This window comes from Pseudonocardia sp. TMWB2A, from assembly GCF_017312135.1.
Genome location: NZ_QKQY01000002.1, coordinates 1,955,711 through 1,969,670, shown reverse-complemented (window position 1 = coordinate 1,969,670; position 13,960 = coordinate 1,955,711). Strand labels below are relative to the sequence as shown.

Below are 13,960 nucleotides of genomic sequence, written 5' to 3'. Positions count from 1 at the left end.
TGGGGATGTCCCGCCCCGCCGGCGGTTATCCCGCCGGCGTGCGGCTGCTGCCGAACGCGGTCACCGTCCTCAACCTCTGTGCGGGCCTGACCGCGGTCTACTTCGCGCTCCAGTCGCGCTTCGACTTCGCGATCATCGCCGTCCTGGCGGCCGCGCTCTGCGACGCCCTCGACGGCGGCCTGGCCCGGCTGCTCGACGCCTCCAGCCGGATCGGCGCCGAGCTCGACTCGCTGGCCGACCTGGTGTCCTTCGGCGTCGCCCCCGCCCTGGTCATCTACATCTGGGCGTTCGAGGGCACCCGGGCCGGCTGGATGGTGGCCCTGGTGTTCGCGGTGTGCATGGCGCTGCGCCTGGCACGCTTCAACACCCTGATCGACGACGACAGCGCCCCGCCGTTCGCCCGCGAGTTCTTCGTCGGCGTCCCGGCACCCGCGGCCGCGCTGACCGCGGGCATCCCGATCTACCTGTGGCTGCACTTCGGCCAGGGCTGGTGGTCGGAGCGGCCGCTGGTCGCGGTGTGGGCGCTGGTCACGGCCGGGCTCATGGTCAGCCGCATCCCGACGCTGTCGCTCAAGACGGTCCGGGTCTCCCCGCGCACCACCCGCTGGCTGCTCGTCGGGGTGGCCGCGGTCGTCGCGATCCTGATCACGATCCCGTTCCTCGGGATCGCCGTCGCCGGGCTCGCCTACCTGCTGCTCCTGCCCTGGACGGCCTACCGCTACCGCTGGCTGTCGCGCCACCCCGAGGCGTGGGACGTGCCGACCCGTCAGCGTCGCGCCGTCGCCCGCGCGGCCCGGTCCGCCCGTCGGCTCGGTCTGCGGCCGCCGCTGCGCCGCCGGGTCGCCGGCCGTGCCGGTGCGGTGGCCCGCGGTGTCCGGCGCCGGCTCGACCCGGAGGGCGAGGCCCGCCGGGACGGCATGCGCGACACCGGTGCCGTCCGCGACCCGCGCGGTCCGGGCGTCGCCGCCGCGCCCCGCGGTTCCGGCCGCCGCCTCGGCCTGCGCCGTCGCTGACCCGATCCCCCGGAGGACCGCCCGTGCTGGAGCTCGTCGCCCGACTGGCCCCCGCGGCCGCCGACGCCCGCCGCGGCGTCGTCCGGCTGCACCCCGAGGTGCTCGCCGCGCTCGGCCTGCGCTCCTGGGACGCGGTGACCCTCACCGGGGCCCGGGTCACCGCGGCGCTCGCCGTCGCCGGTGAGCCGGGCGACCCGCACGGTCAGGCCCGCTTCGACGACGTCACCCTGTCCAACGCCGGGCTGACCGACGGCGCGACCGTCGTCGTCGCGCCGGCGCCGGTCACCGCGGCCCGCGAGGTGCGCCTGGTCGGGTCCGCGCTGACCACCGCGACGGTCGCCCCGGCGACGCTGCGGCTCGCCCTGATGGGCAAGGTCCTGGTCCGCGGCGACGCCGTGTCCCTGCTCCCGCAGGACATCGCCCCGGCGGCCGGGGCCGACGTCCGCTCGGTGCGCCGTGCGCTGGCCGCGGCCGTCGGCGGGACGTGGACCTCGGAGCTGCTGACCGTGGCGGTCGCCGACCCGGCGGGGCCGGTCGTGGTGACGCCGTCGACGGTCGTGGGCTGGCAGGGCGGCCGCGACACCGGCGACCCCGCACCGGCCGCGGCCGGCGCGCTCCGCATCCCCGCTTCCGGCGTCCCCGGGAACGGCGGCCCGGCCCTCGCGGGACCGGCGGCGCCCGGGCCCGGTGTCCCCGGCCCGGGCGGGGCCGCCGCCCCCTCCGTCGTGGGAGCCACGGGAGCCGCGGCCGGAGCCGACGCGCCCGCCGGACCCGCCGAGCCCGTGTTGCCGCTGGAGGACCTCGCCGCGAACGAGGCCGTCGCCCGCCGCCTGCTGGACTGGTTCGAGCTCATGTTCCGGCGCCCGGAGCTGCTGACCCGGCTCGGCGGCGACGCCCGGCTCGGCGTGCTCGTCTCCGGGCCGGAGGGCGCGGGCAAGGCGACCCTGGTGCGCAGCGCGGCCGCGGCGGCGGGCGCCCGGTGCGTCGAGCTCGTGGCCCCGGCCGTCGCCGCCGTCGAGCCGGCCGCCGCGGCCGAGCGGGTCCGGGCGGCGATCGCGCAGGCCCGCACCGGCGGGACCGGCACCGGCGCACCCGCGGTGCTGCTCGTGCACGACGCGCACGCCCTGCTCCCGGCCACCGACCCGCCGCCGCTGGCCACCCTGGTGCTCGACGAGCTGCGCGCGGCGACCGCGCCGGGCGGGCCCGCGCTCGTCGTCACCAGTGCCGAGCCGGAGGCGCTGGACCCGCGGCTGCGGGCGCCCGACCTGGTCGACCGCGAGCTGTCGGTAGGCCTGCCGGACGCCGCGACCCGGCGCGCGCTCCTGGAGCGGCTGCTGGCCGACGTGCCCCGCGCCGGCGACGTCGACCTGGGCGCGGTCGCCGCCCGCACGCCCGGCTTCGTCGTCGCCGACCTCGCGGCGGTCCGCCGGGAGGCCGCGGTGAGCGCGGCGCTGCGCGGCACGGGCTCCGAACCCACCGAGCAGGTCCGCCAGTCCGACCTGCTCGACGCCGTCGGCTCGGTCCGCCCGATCTCGCTGTCCGGTGGCGGCACGCTGGGCAGCGGCGGCCTCACCCTCGACGACGTCGGTGACATGACCGAGGTCAAGGCGGCCCTCACCGAGGCCGTGCTGTGGCCGCTGCGCCACCCGGACTCGTTCGCCCGGCTCGGGGTCGACGCCCCGCGCGGGGTGCTGCTCTACGGCCCGCCGGGTGGTGGCAAGACGTTCCTGCTGCGTGCGCTCGCCGGCTCCGGTGACCTCAACGTGTTCGCGGTGAAGGGCGCCGAGCTGCTCGACAAGTACGTCGGCGAGTCCGAGCGCGCGGTCCGCGAGCTGTTCCGCCGGGCGGCCGAGGCCGCCCCCGCACTGATCTTCCTCGACGAGGTCGACGCGCTCGCCCCGCGCCGCGGCGGCTCCACCGACGCCGGGGTGGCCGACCGCGTCGTCGCCGCGCTGCTGACCGAGCTGGACGGCGCGACACCGCTGCGCGAGGTCGTGGTGGTCGGGGCGACGAACCGGCCCGAGCTGATCGACCCGGCGATGCTGCGGCCTGGTCGGCTGGAGCGGCTGGTGTTCGTCCCGCCGCCGGACGCCGACGCGCGGGCGGACATCCTGCGCGCGGCGGGCCGCGACGTGCCGCTGGCCGACGACGTGGACCTCGACGCGCTCGCGTCCGAACTGGACGGCTACTCGGCCGCGGACTGCGCGGCGCTGCTGCGCGAGTCCGCGCTGACCGCGATGCGCGAGTCCCTCGACGCGGGGGAGGTGACCGCCGCGCACCTGGCGACGGCGCGCCGCACGGTGCGGGCGTCGCTGGACCCGGCGCAGGTCGCCGAGCTGGAGGCCTACGCCCGCCGCCGCAGCGACGGCTGAGCCGTCGCAGGGGCGCGGCACCGGAACAGCGGCACCGGGACAGCAGAACGGCCCGGACGGGATCGTCCGGGGCCGCTGCGGTCGTCGGGGTCAGGCGGCGGAGAAGTCCCGCGTCACGATGACGATGACGCCGGGCGTCGCGTCCTGGATGCCGTCGAAGCGGGGCTCGGAACGGATGCCGAACTTCTTCGCGATCTCCTCGGCCGCGGCCTTCTCGCCGGTGCCCTGCCGGTAGTAGACGGTCGTGGTCGGGATGACGCCCTGGGAGTAGTTCTGCACCTGGGACACGGTCCAGCCGTTGGTGCGGAACTCCCCGGCCGCCTTCTCGGCGAGACCGCGGATGGTCGAGTTGTTGTAGATCCGCACGACCGGGCGGGCCGCGACGGCGGACCCCTCACCGGCGGCGGAGCCGGAGCCGCCCTGGCCCGCGGAGCCGGAGCCCGCGGCGGGCGGCGCGGCGACGGCCGGGCCCGCGCCGTCGTACCCGGGGGAGCCCGGCGTGCCGGGCGCTCCGGGGGTGAACGGTGAGGTCTCCCCGGGGGTGCCCGGGGCGGGGGTGCCGCCGGTGCCGGGCGCGGCGCCGTCGCCGGTGCCGTCCCCCGGAGCGGGGGCCGGGGCCGGGGCGGGCTCGGCCGACGCCGACGGGGGCGCGGCCTGGTTGCCGCCGTCCTCACCGCCGCCGGTGAGGCCGATCAGGCCGACGACAGCGGCGACCACACCGACGCCGATCAGCGCGATACCGGCGATCTTCAGCGGTGACTGCCCGCCGGACGCGGGTGCGGTCATCGTGACCTCCTGGCTGTCAGGGCTCGAGGCCGAGGCGACGGGCGGCGCGGGTGCGCTGCCTGCTGGAACGCAGCCGGCGCAGACGCTTGACCAGCAGCGGGTCCACCGCCAGCGCCTCGGGCTTGTCGACCAGGGCGTTCAGCACCTGGTAGTAGCGGGTGGCCGACATGTCGAACAGCTCGCGGATCGCCTGTTCCTTGGCACCCGCGTACTTCCACCACTGGGCCTCGAACGCGAGGATCTCGCGTTCGCGACGGTCGAGCTCGCGGGGGGACGCGGCAGCGGTGCGCCGGTGCGCTCCGCGGCGTTCCGGCAGGGACCCGGCGGACTCCATCACGCTCCTCGAGCGGACGACGATCTCGTGCTGCGGCGGCCCCGCCCGGGCGCCGCGACGACGAACGACACGTCTGTCATTCGCGGTGCGGATTCAACCACAGGGGACCGACGGTCCCGGGCTGCGACGCGCCTGGAGGGCGGGTTGGACGACACCGAAACCGCCCGGCCGGGTCACGTCCGGCGGCGACCGTAGGCTGCTCCGGTGACGGTTCTGCGCATCCGCATGGTCGGCGACCCCGTGCTCCACACCCCCACCCGCCCCGTCGGCACGGTCGACGACACGGTCCGGACGCTGGTCGAGGACATGTTCGAGACGATGGCCGCGGCGAACGGCGTGGGGCTCGCGGCCAACCAGGTGGGAGTGGACCTGCGGCTGTTCGTCTTCGACTGCCCCGACGAGGAGACGCGCACGATGCGGCGCGGTGTCGTGGTCGACCCGGTGCTGGAGACCGACGGGATCCCGGAGGTCATGCCCGACGCGGACGACGACCAGGAGGGCTGCCTGTCGGTGCCCGGCGAGAACTTCGCGACCGGCCGGGCGGAGTGGGCCCGGGTCACCGGCACCGACCTCGACGGCGAGCCGGTCTCCTACGAGGGGCGCGGCTTCTTCGCCCGGTGCCTGCAGCACGAGACCGACCACCTCGACGGCCACCTGTACCTGGACCGGCTGATGGGCCGCCACCAGCGCGCGGCGAAGAAGATGCTCAAGCGCAACGGCTGGGGCTCGCCGTCGGACTCGTGGGACCCGTCGGCCGTCGAGGCCGAGGACGTCCCCCGGGGATGACCCCGGGTCCGACCCCGGGAGTCATACCCCGGTACTAGGGGTCGACCTGCGAGACCGGCCCCGCGGCCGATGTGGCGGGGTGCCCCCGGCGGGCACCGTGGTCCCCATGCTGCTCTCGATCCTCGCCGTCGCCCCCGTCCTCGCGGTGCTGCTGGTCATGGCCGCGCAGCCGCTGTTCGAGCTGTGGGACGCCCGCGCCTCCGACCACGACCGCGCCCGCTCCGCCGGTGCCGTGCTCGACTCCGACGCCCCCGCGCTGCCGGTCGTGCCGGCCGCCTACCCGGAGGCGCTCGGCGACGTCGCCGCACCGCTGCGGATCCCCGCGCCGCGCGGCCCGCTCGCCCCGGTCGGCCGGAGCGCGGCCCGGGCCTGAGGGCCCGGCCCTACTCGACCAGCCGGTTCTCCCAGGCCCACGCCGCGATCTCCACCCGGTTGCGGGCGTCCAGCTTGGACCCGATGTTCGCGATGTGGGTCTTCACCGTGGACAGCGACACGAACAGGTCCCCGGCGATCTCGGAGTTCGTCCGGCCCCGGGCCACCGCCTTCACCACCTCCAGCTCGCGCGGCGACAGCGTGGCGTGGACCTCGGCGCGGGCCGGCTCCGGCTCGGTCAGCCGCTCCAGCAGCCGCACGGTGACCGACGGCGACACCAGCGCGTCGCCCGCCGCGGCGGCCCGGACCGCCTCGACGAGCAGCCGCGGGCCCGCCGTCTTCAGCAGGAACCCGCAGGCCCCCGAGCGCAGCGCGCCGTAGACGTACTCGTCGAGGTCGAAGGTCGTCACCACCACGATCCGCGGGGGGAACGGGTCCGCGCTCAGCGCGCGGGTCGCGGCGATCCCGTCCATCCCCGGCATCCGGACGTCCATGAGCACGACGTCCGGGCGCAGCTCGCGGGCCATGGCGACGGCGTCGGTGCCGGTCGCGGCCTCGCCGACGACCTCGATGCCGTCCTCGGCGGACAGGATCAGCCCGAAGCCGGTGCGCACCATCTCCTGGTCGTCGGCGAGCAGGACGCGGATCGCGATCACCGACCCGCCCCGGCGGGCACCTCGGCGACGACGATCCACCGGCCGGGCCCGTCCGGCCCGGCGTGCAGCGAGCCGTCGAGGGCCTCCACCCGCTCACGCATCCCGGCCAGCCCGAACCCGCCCGGGTCGCGCAGCGGGTTCTCGGTCCCGGTCCCGTCGTTGTGCACCACGGTCACCAGTCTCCCGGCCTGCAGGTGCACGCCGACCGACACCGTCGTCGCGCCGGGGGCGTGCCGGTGCACGTTGGTCAGGGCCTCGCGCACCACCCGGAACGCGGTGGCCGCGACCGCGGGCCCGAGCACGGCGGTCCGCACCTCGGGGGCGATCTCCAGCCGGGTGCGGGTCCGCTCGGGGTCGAACCGCGCGACCACGTCCTCGACGTCGGCGATGTCGTGACCCGGGGCGCGGTCGGCGCCGCCGTCGGCACCGGCGCGCAGCACCCCGACCATGCGGCGCATCCCGTCGAGGGCCTCGGCGCCGGCCCGCTCGATGGACTCCAGCGCCCGGCCGGCCTCCTCCGGGCGGCTCCCCGCGACGACGACCCCGGCCTGCGCGGCCACCACGATCGCGGTCACGTGGTGGGCGACGGTGTCGTGCAGCTCGCGGGCCAGCTCCAGGCGCTCGTCGTTGCGGGCCTGGGCGAGCCGGGCCGAGCGGCGCTGGGTCAGCTCGCGCGCCGCGGTCGCGACGACCATCGTCCCGGCCCAGCCGACGACGGTCAGGCTGGCGAACACCTCACTGTCGTTCCCCGGGACCCGCAGCAGCGGCATGCCCACGATCACCAGCAGCGACACCGCCGCCGCGCCGAGGACGACCCGGACCGGAGCGGTCCGCACCGTCGCCACCGTGACCACGGCCAGCGCGAACAGCTCGGTCAGCGACACGAACGGGATCCCGCCGAGGAACACCGCGGCGGCCGAGCCGCCCGCGGACAGCGCGACCGCCACCACCGGGACGCCGAGCGGCCCGGCGTCGACCCGGTGCCGGGTGAGCACGACGCCCGCCACGAGCAGGCCGTAGACCGCGCCGCTCTGCGCCCACGTCGTCCCGTAGCCGAGGCCGAGCGCGACGTCGCACCCGGCCCAGAACAGGTAGGCGAGCAGCTCCAGCCCGACCAGGACGGGGCGGCCACGGCGGGTTGCGGTGCGCATGGATCACACCGTAGGACGCGTCCGGGCCCGTCGACCTCGGTCGGAAGTACGACGACCCGGTCGGGCAACGCCCTACCACGGGCCGATGCCCCGGACCCCCGTCGAGCGGCAGCCTCGTCGTCATGATCGAGGGGTTGAGGAATCCGGCCGACGTGCCGTCGCAGGTCGCCGCGGCGACGGTGAACCTGGTGCGCACCTACGGGCGGGGGCGCGCCACGGTCCGCGCGCTCGACGGCGTCACCCTGTGGCTGCCCGCGGGGCGGTTCACCGCGGTGATGGGCCCAAGCGGGTCGGGCAAGTCGACACTGCTGCACTGCCTGGCCGGGCTGGACCGGCCGACGTCCGGGCAGGTGCTACTGGGCGGGACCGACCTCGGGAGCCTCGACGACACCGCGCTGACCCGGGTCCGGCGCGACCGGATGGGCTTCGTCTTCCAGGACGGCAACCTGCTGCCGCACCTCACCGCGGGCGAGAACATCGACCTGGCGGCCTCCCTGGCCGGGCGCAGGCCGAACCACGCCTGGCGGGCCGAGCTCGTCGAACGGCTCGGCATCGCCGACCGGCTCACCCACCTGCCCTCGGAGCTGTCCGGCGGGCAGCGTCAGCGCGTCGCGGTGGCCAGGGCGCTGCTCGGGCGCCCGGAGATCGTCGTCGCCGACGAGCCGACCGGTGCGCTCGACACGCGTTCCGGGCGCGAGCTGCTGGGCCTGCTGCGAGCCTGCGTCGACGACTACGGCCAGACCGTCGTCATGGTCACCCACGACCCGATCGCCGCCTCCGCGTCGGACCAGGTCCTGCTGCTGCGCGACGGCCGTGCCGCGGGCCGGCTGGACCGGCCCACCCCGGACCGGGTGCTGTCCGCGATGGGCGCGCTGACCGGCGCCGACGACCCCGCCCTGTCCGACGTCACGGCCACCGGGCCGGTGACCCGGTGAACCCCGCCACCCGCGCCGCGGTCGCCGGTGCCCGGCGCAGTCCGCGCCGGCTGCTGCTGACCGGGCTGGCCGTGCTGGTGGCGACGGTGTTCGCCGCCGGTGCGGTGCTGCTGACCGCGAGCCTGCGCGCCGACCTCGTCGGGAGCACGTCCTCGGTGCCCGCGGGCGCGACCTTCGCCGTGGAGACCGACACCTCCGCCGGGGCCGCCACCACGGAGCTGCAGGATCGGCTGCGCGCGGTGCCCGGGGTGACCGCGGTGTCGACCGCCCGGTCGGGGACGGCCGCCGTCGTCGCGGGTGGCGCGAGCGGCAGCTGGCTGCTGAGCACCGACCCGATGACCGGGCCGCTGCAGGGACTGGAGCCGGTGACGGCCGGTCGCCTGCCGTCCGGGCCGGGGGAGGCGCTGATCGGGGCGGGCACCGCGGAGCGCACCGGGCTCGCCCCCGGCGCCACCGTCGGCCTCGGCGACCGCACGCTGACCGTCACCGGTGTGGTGCCGGTCCGGTCCGAGTACGGCGACGTGCTCGTCGTGCGCGACGACGACCCGGCCGCCGCCGGTCTGTCCGGCTACCGGACCGCCGTCGCGGGGGACCCGGACCCGGCCGCGCTCGCCGCCGTCCCGGGCGTCACCGGGGTCCGGACCGCCGACGACCAGCGCACCGAGGACCTGGCGTCGGCGTCGGCGTCGGCGGACGCGCTGCTCGCCGGGCTGTCGGTGTTCGTCGGGCTGGCGCTGGTCGCCGCGGCCGTGGTGGTCGCCTCGACGTTCCGGATCGTGCTGGCCCGCCGCACCCGTGAGCTGGCGCTGCTGCGCTGCGTCGGCGCGGGCCGCGGGCAGGTGACGCGGTCGGTGCTGGTCGAGGCGGCGCTCACCGGGCTGGTCGCGGGGGTCGCCGGGGCGCTCGTGGCCGTCGCGGGCGGGTGGGCCGCCCTGGCGGCGGCGGGCGCGGCCGGGGTGGACGTACCGGCGCTCGTGGTGCCGTGGGGTCGGCTCGCGGGATGCGTGCTGCTGGCGGTCGTCGTGACGGTGCTGGCCGCGCTGGCCCCGGCGCTCGCCGCCGGCCGGACCCCGCCGGTGGTGGCGCTCGGCGCGGCGGACGCGAGCGGTGCCCGCGCACCGCGGGCCCGGGTGCGGCTGCCGCTCGCCGCGGTCGCGCTCGTCCTAGCCGTGGTCCTCGCCGTCGCCGGGGTGGGGATGGGCAGCCCGCTGGCGGGGACGGCGCTGGCCGCGCTGTCCGGGATGCTGGTGTTCGCGGCGCTCGTGGTGACCGGACCGTTCGTAGTGTCCGGGGCGGCGGCGCTGGTGGCGCCGGTCGTCGCACGCTGGGCGCCGGGGCGGATCGCGGTGGGCAACGCGCGGCGGATGTCGCGGCGCACCGCGGCGATGACGACGGTCCTGTCGCTGGGTGTGGGCCTGACCGCGGCGCTGCTGGTGGCCGTGGCCGGCGCCTCGGCCGACGCGACGGCGTCGATCGAGCGGAACTACCCGGCCGACATCGTCGTGTTCGCCGGCGACGACGGCCAGGCCGCGACGCTCGCGACCCGGCTCGACGCCGCACCCGAGCTGACCGCGCGGCCGTCCGACGGCATGTTGCTCGTCGACCCGGCGCCGGGGGCCGACCCGGTCGCGGTGCGCACCGCGGTGGTGCGGGCCGCGGGCGAGGCACCCGTCACCTTCACCGCGGAGCTGCGCGAGCAGACCGAGGTCGCGGTCGGCGCCGTCCGCTGGGTCGGGCTGGGGCTGGTGGGGATCACGCTGCTCGTCGCCGTCGTGGGGGTCGGGGTGACCCTCGCACTGTCGGTCAGCGAGCGGACCCGGGAGATCGCGCTGCTGCGCACGCTCGGCCTGTCCCGGGCCGCGGCTCGGCGGGCGGTGGCGTTCGAGGCGGCACTCGCCGGTGCGGTCGCGGCGGTGCTCGGCGTGGTGCTGGGGGGTGTGTACGGCCTGCTGGCGCTGAGGGCGACCGGCATCGGGGCGCTCACGGCGCTGCCGCTGGGCCAGCTCGCCGGGCTGGCCGCGGTGGTGGTCGGTGTCGCGGTGGTCGCCTCGGTGGGGCCGATGCGCCGCGCCGGACGGGTCGAGCCCGCGCACGGCGTCGCCGCCGCCTGAGGGCCGCCCGCGTGCCCGGTTCGGACCGGGCCCGCGGGCGCCGGGCTCAGCTCGCGGGCTCCAGCACGAACACCGGGATGACCCGGGAGGTCTTCTGCTGGTACTCGGCGTAGGGCGGGTAGGCCTCGACGGAGCGGTCCCACCACTCCTGGCGCTCGTCGCCGGTGACCTCGCGGGCGACGAAGGTGCCGGTCTGCGTGCCGTCCTGCACCTGGACCTGCGGGTTCGCGACCACGTTGTGGTACCAGGCCGGGTGCTCCGGGGTGCCGCCCTTTGACGCGATCATCGCGTAGGAGCCGCCGTGCTCGACGCGCATCACCGGCACGTAGCGCTGCTTGCCGGACTTCGCGCCGGTCGTCGTGACCAGGATGATCGGACGGTCCATGACCGTGACGCCCTCGGTGGTGCCGTTCTCGAGGATCTTCTCGGTCTGCTCGCGGACCCAGTCGGTCGGGGAGAGCTCAGCGTTCTGCGTCATAACGGTGGGGAACCCGATACCACCGGTGATCATTCCTCGCAGCCGGGTGAGGGGCTGGTGCGCGTCGCCGGACGGTGCCTACGGTGCGGGTGCACGACCAACTGAACACGCGGGAGCTCCGTCGCGCGGGGCTGAGAGGGCGACTCGCCGGTCGCCGACCGCAGAACCGGCCGGGTAATGCCGGCCAGGGAGGACCGTCATGACAACGGCACCAGTGCGTCCGCAGCAGGTCACCACCGGCCCGATCCAGGGGTCGGCCAAGGCCTGGATCGAAGGACCCGACGGCATCACCGTCCCGGTCCGGCGGATCGCCCTCTCCAACGGTGAGCACCACGACGTCTACGACACCTCCGGCCCGTACACCGACTCCCACGCGACCGTCGACCTGCACACCGGGCTGCCCCGGCTGCGGGAGCCGTGGGTCGGGTCACGGGAGCCGGGGACCCAGATGTCCTGGGCGCGGGCCGGGACCGTCACCCCCGAGATGGCCTACATCGCCGTCCGTGAGCGGTGCGACGCGGAGCTCGTCCGCTCCGAGGTCGCCCGCGGCCGGGCCGTGATCCCGGCCAACGTGAACCACCCCGAGTGCGAGCCGATGATCATCGGCAAGCGGTTCCTCACCAAGGTCAACGCCAACATCGGCAACTCCGCGGTGACCTCCTCGATCGCCGAGGAGGTCGAGAAGATGGTGTGGGCGACGCGGTGGGGCGCCGACACGGTCATGGACCTGTCCACCGGGCGCGACATCCACGAGACCCGCGAGTGGATCCTGCGCAACTCGCCGGTCCCGATCGGCACCGTGCCGATCTACCAGGCGCTGGAGAAGGTGGACGGCGACCCGTCCCGGCTGAGCTGGGAGGTCTACCGCGACACCGTGCTCGAGCAGTGCGAGCAGGGCGTCGACTACATGACCGTGCACGCCGGGGTGCTGCTGCGCCACGTGCCGCTCACCGCGAAGCGGGTCACCGGGATCGTCTCCCGCGGCGGGTCGATCATGGCCGCGTGGTGCCTGGCCCACCACGCCGAGTCGTTCCTGTACACCCACTTCGACGAGCTCTGCGCGATCCTGCGCCGCTACGACGTCACCTTCTCCCTCGGCGACGGGCTGCGGCCCGGCTCCATCGCCGACGCGAACGACGAGGCGCAGCTGGCCGAGCTCGCCACGCTCGGCGAGCTGACCCGCATCGCCCGCGGCCACGACGTCCAGGTGATGATCGAGGGCCCCGGCCACGTCCCGATGGACAAGATCGTCGAGAACGTGCGGCTGGAGGAGGAGTGGTGCGACGAGGCGCCGTTCTACACCCTCGGTCCGCTGGCCACCGACATCGCGCCCGGCTACGACCACATCACCTCCGCGATCGGCGCGGCGCGGATCGCCGAGGCCGGCACCGCGATGCTCTGCTACGTCACGCCGAAGGAGCACCTGGGCCTGCCGAACCGCGACGACGTCAAGGTCGGCGTGATCAGCTACAAGATCGCCGCGCACGCCGCGGACCTGGCCAAGGGGCACCCGCACGCCCAGGCCCGCGACGACGCGCTCTCGCAGGCCCGGTTCGAGTTCCGCTGGCGTGACCAGTTCGCGCTGTCGCTCGACCCGGACACCGCGACCGCCTACCACGACGAGACCCTGCCGGCCGAGCCCGCGAAGACCGCGCACTTCTGCTCCATGTGCGGGCCGAGGTTCTGCTCGATGAAGATCACCCAGGACGTCCGGGACTACGCCGAGGCGCACGGGCTGACCAGCGTCGAGGCGATCGAGGCCGGGATGGCGGAGAAGTCCGGGGAGTTCCGTGACGAGGGCGGCCGGGTGTACCTGCCGATCGCGGCGACGGAGTAGCGGCACGACGCCGGGTGCCGCGGGTGGCGTCGCCCGCGGCACCCGGCCCGCCGGTGACGTGGCCGGCGCCGCGCCGGCACGGGCTACCGTCTCCGGCGACACGCACGACGCGGGAGCTCGCGGAGCGAGCGGGCTGAGAGGGCGGCTGGGTCCCACCGGGACCGGCGCCGCCGACCGCGGACCGGCCGGGTAATGCCGGCCAGGGAGGACACGTCCATGGAACCCACCGTCGGCACCACACCCCCGCGGGTCATGACGATCGCCGGCACCGACTCCGGCGGCGGCGCGGGCATCGCCGCGGACCTGCGCACCTTCGCCGCCTGCGGGGTGCACGGCTGCCTCGCCGTCTGCGCGGTGACCGTGCAGAACTCGGTGGGCGTCACCGGCGTCCACACGGTCCCGGTCGACACGATCGCCGGCCAGATCGCCACGGTCGCCTCCGACATCGGGCTGCAGGCCGCGAAGACCGGGATGCTCGCGAACGCCGAGATCATCGAGACCGTCGCGCGGGCCTGCGACGAGAACGGCATCGGCGCGGGTCTGGCGACGCCGTTCGTCGTCGACCCGGTGGCGGCCTCGATGCACGGGGACCCGCTGCTGGCCGCCGAGGCGCTCGACGCCTACCGGCACACCCTGTTCCCGCGGGCCACGCTGGTCACCCCGAACCTCGACGAGATCCGGCTGCTCGTCGAGCACGACGTCCACGACCGCGCGGGCCAGTACGCCGCGGCGAAGGCGCTGCACGCGCTCGGCCCGCGCGCGGTCCTGGTGAAGGGCGGCCACCTCGCCGAGGACACCGACGGCTGCCTGGACCTGCTCTACGACGGCGAGACCGCCGTCGAGCTGCCCGGCCCGCGCTTCGACACCGGCCACACCCACGGCGGCGGGGACTCCCTGGCCGCCGCGATCGCGTCCGGGCTCGCCCGCGGGCTCGACCTGGAGTCGGCGGTCCGGTTCGGGAAGCGCTACATCGTCGAGGCGGTCCGCCACGCCTACCCGCTGGGCGCCGGGCACGGCCCGGTCTCGGCACTGTGGGCCGTACGGCCGTGGTGGGACGAACGCGACTGACCCTCGCCCGCGGGATGGATGCGATCTCAACAACCCCGAGGACGGGGGCGGTCGGGCCGCA

At 76.2% G+C, this 13,960-nt stretch carries 13 protein-coding genes; 8 read left to right on the top strand and 5 right to left on the bottom strand.

All coding sequences use genetic code 11. The features are described from left to right. The first annotated feature begins 5 nt into the window (after positions 1 to 5). Positions 6 to 1,013, top strand: coding sequence for a CDP-diacylglycerol--serine O-phosphatidyltransferase (pssA, locus tag DMP17_RS23910; protein ID WP_226354031.1), 1,008 nt, complete (start codon positions 6 to 8; stop codon positions 1,011 to 1,013). Positions 1,014 to 1,036: 23 nt separating this feature from the next. Further along, positions 1,037 to 3,385 (top strand): AAA family ATPase, encoded by a 2,349-nt coding sequence (locus DMP17_RS23905; protein ID WP_226354030.1) that lies wholly within the window; start codon positions 1,037 to 1,039, stop codon positions 3,383 to 3,385. Positions 3,386 to 3,475: 90 nt separating this feature from the next. Here DMP17_RS23905 and DMP17_RS23900 read toward each other — a convergent pair whose 3' ends face one another. Both DMP17_RS23900 and DMP17_RS23895 read right to left on the bottom strand, forming a co-directional pair. Continuing rightward, complete coding sequence (locus tag DMP17_RS23900) at positions 3,476 to 4,171, bottom strand: LytR C-terminal domain-containing protein (protein WP_224401311.1); 696 nt, start codon at positions 4,169 to 4,171, stop codon at positions 3,476 to 3,478. 16 nt (positions 4,172 to 4,187) lie between these two features. Next, positions 4,188 to 4,505: a DUF3263 domain-containing protein gene (locus tag DMP17_RS23895; protein WP_100878847.1), complete on the bottom strand. Its 318-nt coding sequence runs from the start codon at positions 4,503 to 4,505 to the stop codon at positions 4,188 to 4,190. Between the two features lie 204 nt (positions 4,506 to 4,709). On the opposite strand from DMP17_RS23895, the gene DMP17_RS23890 reads away from it, so the two are divergent. Together DMP17_RS23890 and DMP17_RS23885 are read left to right on the top strand one after the other, a co-directional pair. Next, positions 4,710 to 5,291 (top strand): peptide deformylase, encoded by a 582-nt coding sequence (locus DMP17_RS23890; protein ID WP_226354029.1) that lies wholly within the window; start codon positions 4,710 to 4,712, stop codon positions 5,289 to 5,291. A 106-nt stretch (positions 5,292 to 5,397) separates the two neighbouring features. Next, a complete protein-coding gene (locus DMP17_RS23885; RefSeq protein WP_226354028.1) occupies positions 5,398 to 5,664 on the top strand; it encodes a hypothetical protein in 267 nt (88 codons plus the stop codon). A 10-nt stretch (positions 5,665 to 5,674) separates the two neighbouring features. Here the strand turns inward: DMP17_RS23885 and DMP17_RS23880 are convergent, their stop codons facing one another. Both DMP17_RS23880 and DMP17_RS23875 read right to left on the bottom strand, forming a co-directional pair. Next, entirely contained in the window at positions 5,675 to 6,316 is a 642-nt protein-coding gene (locus DMP17_RS23880; RefSeq protein WP_337832721.1) for a response regulator transcription factor, read from the bottom strand. Continuing rightward, positions 6,316 to 7,470 (bottom strand): sensor histidine kinase, encoded by a 1,155-nt coding sequence (locus tag DMP17_RS23875; RefSeq protein ID WP_337830666.1) that lies wholly within the window; start codon positions 7,468 to 7,470, stop codon positions 6,316 to 6,318. Before DMP17_RS23875 ends, DMP17_RS23880 begins: the two co-directional genes overlap by 1 nt. 122 nt (positions 7,471 to 7,592) lie before the next feature. Here DMP17_RS23875 and DMP17_RS23870 point away from each other — a divergent pair, with 122 nt between their 5' ends. Next, positions 7,593 to 8,405: an ABC transporter ATP-binding protein gene (locus DMP17_RS23870; RefSeq protein WP_226367756.1), complete on the top strand. Its 813-nt coding sequence runs from the start codon at positions 7,593 to 7,595 to the stop codon at positions 8,403 to 8,405. Then, on the top strand, positions 8,402 to 10,516 hold the full coding sequence (locus tag DMP17_RS23865; RefSeq protein ID WP_337830665.1) for an FtsX-like permease family protein: 2,115 nt from the start codon (positions 8,402 to 8,404) through the stop codon (positions 10,514 to 10,516). The genes DMP17_RS23870 and DMP17_RS23865 overlap by 4 nt, the downstream gene beginning before the upstream one ends. 46 nt (positions 10,517 to 10,562) lie before the next feature. On the opposite strand, the gene DMP17_RS23860 is transcribed toward DMP17_RS23865, so the two are convergent. Then, complete coding sequence (locus tag DMP17_RS23860; protein WP_226354023.1) at positions 10,563 to 10,994, bottom strand: nitroreductase family deazaflavin-dependent oxidoreductase; 432 nt, start codon at positions 10,992 to 10,994, stop codon at positions 10,563 to 10,565. 199 nt (positions 10,995 to 11,193) lie between these two features. Here DMP17_RS23860 and thiC point away from each other — a divergent pair, with 199 nt between their 5' ends. Beyond that, the gene (gene thiC, locus DMP17_RS23855; RefSeq protein ID WP_226367754.1) at positions 11,194 to 12,831 is read left to right on the top strand and encodes a phosphomethylpyrimidine synthase ThiC; all 1,638 of its coding nucleotides are present in this window, start codon (positions 11,194 to 11,196) and stop codon (positions 12,829 to 12,831) included. Between the two features lie 216 nt (positions 12,832 to 13,047). Next, positions 13,048 to 13,899, top strand: coding sequence for a bifunctional hydroxymethylpyrimidine kinase/phosphomethylpyrimidine kinase (gene thiD / locus DMP17_RS23850; protein WP_337830664.1), 852 nt, complete (start codon positions 13,048 to 13,050; stop codon positions 13,897 to 13,899). The last annotated feature ends 61 nt before the right edge of the window (positions 13,900 to 13,960 follow it).

Bases quoted from the DNA above. Each gene is read 5' to 3' on its own strand.
- DMP17_RS23860 (WP_226354023.1), bottom strand. From the start codon at position 10,994: ATGACGCAGAACGCTGAGCTCTCCCCGACCGACTGGGTCCGCGAGCAG.
- thiC (WP_226367754.1), top strand. From the start codon at position 11,194: ATGACAACGGCACCAGTGCGTCCGCAGCAGGTCACCACCGGCCCGATC.
- DMP17_RS23900 (WP_224401311.1), bottom strand. From the start codon at position 4,171: ATGACCGCACCCGCGTCCGGCGGGCAGTCACCGCTGAAGATCGCCGGT.
- DMP17_RS23870 (WP_226367756.1), top strand. From the start codon at position 7,593: ATGATCGAGGGGTTGAGGAATCCGGCCGACGTGCCGTCGCAGGTCGCC.
- thiD (WP_337830664.1), top strand. From the start codon at position 13,048: ATGGAACCCACCGTCGGCACCACACCCCCGCGGGTCATGACGATCGCC.
- pssA (WP_226354031.1), top strand. From the start codon at position 6: ATGTCCCGCCCCGCCGGCGGTTATCCCGCCGGCGTGCGGCTGCTGCCG.
- DMP17_RS23875 (WP_337830666.1), bottom strand. From the start codon at position 7,470: ATGCGCACCGCAACCCGCCGTGGCCGCCCCGTCCTGGTCGGGCTGGAG.
- DMP17_RS23895 (WP_100878847.1), bottom strand. From the start codon at position 4,505: ATGGAGTCCGCCGGGTCCCTGCCGGAACGCCGCGGAGCGCACCGGCGC.
- DMP17_RS23885 (WP_226354028.1), top strand. From the start codon at position 5,398: ATGCTGCTCTCGATCCTCGCCGTCGCCCCCGTCCTCGCGGTGCTGCTG.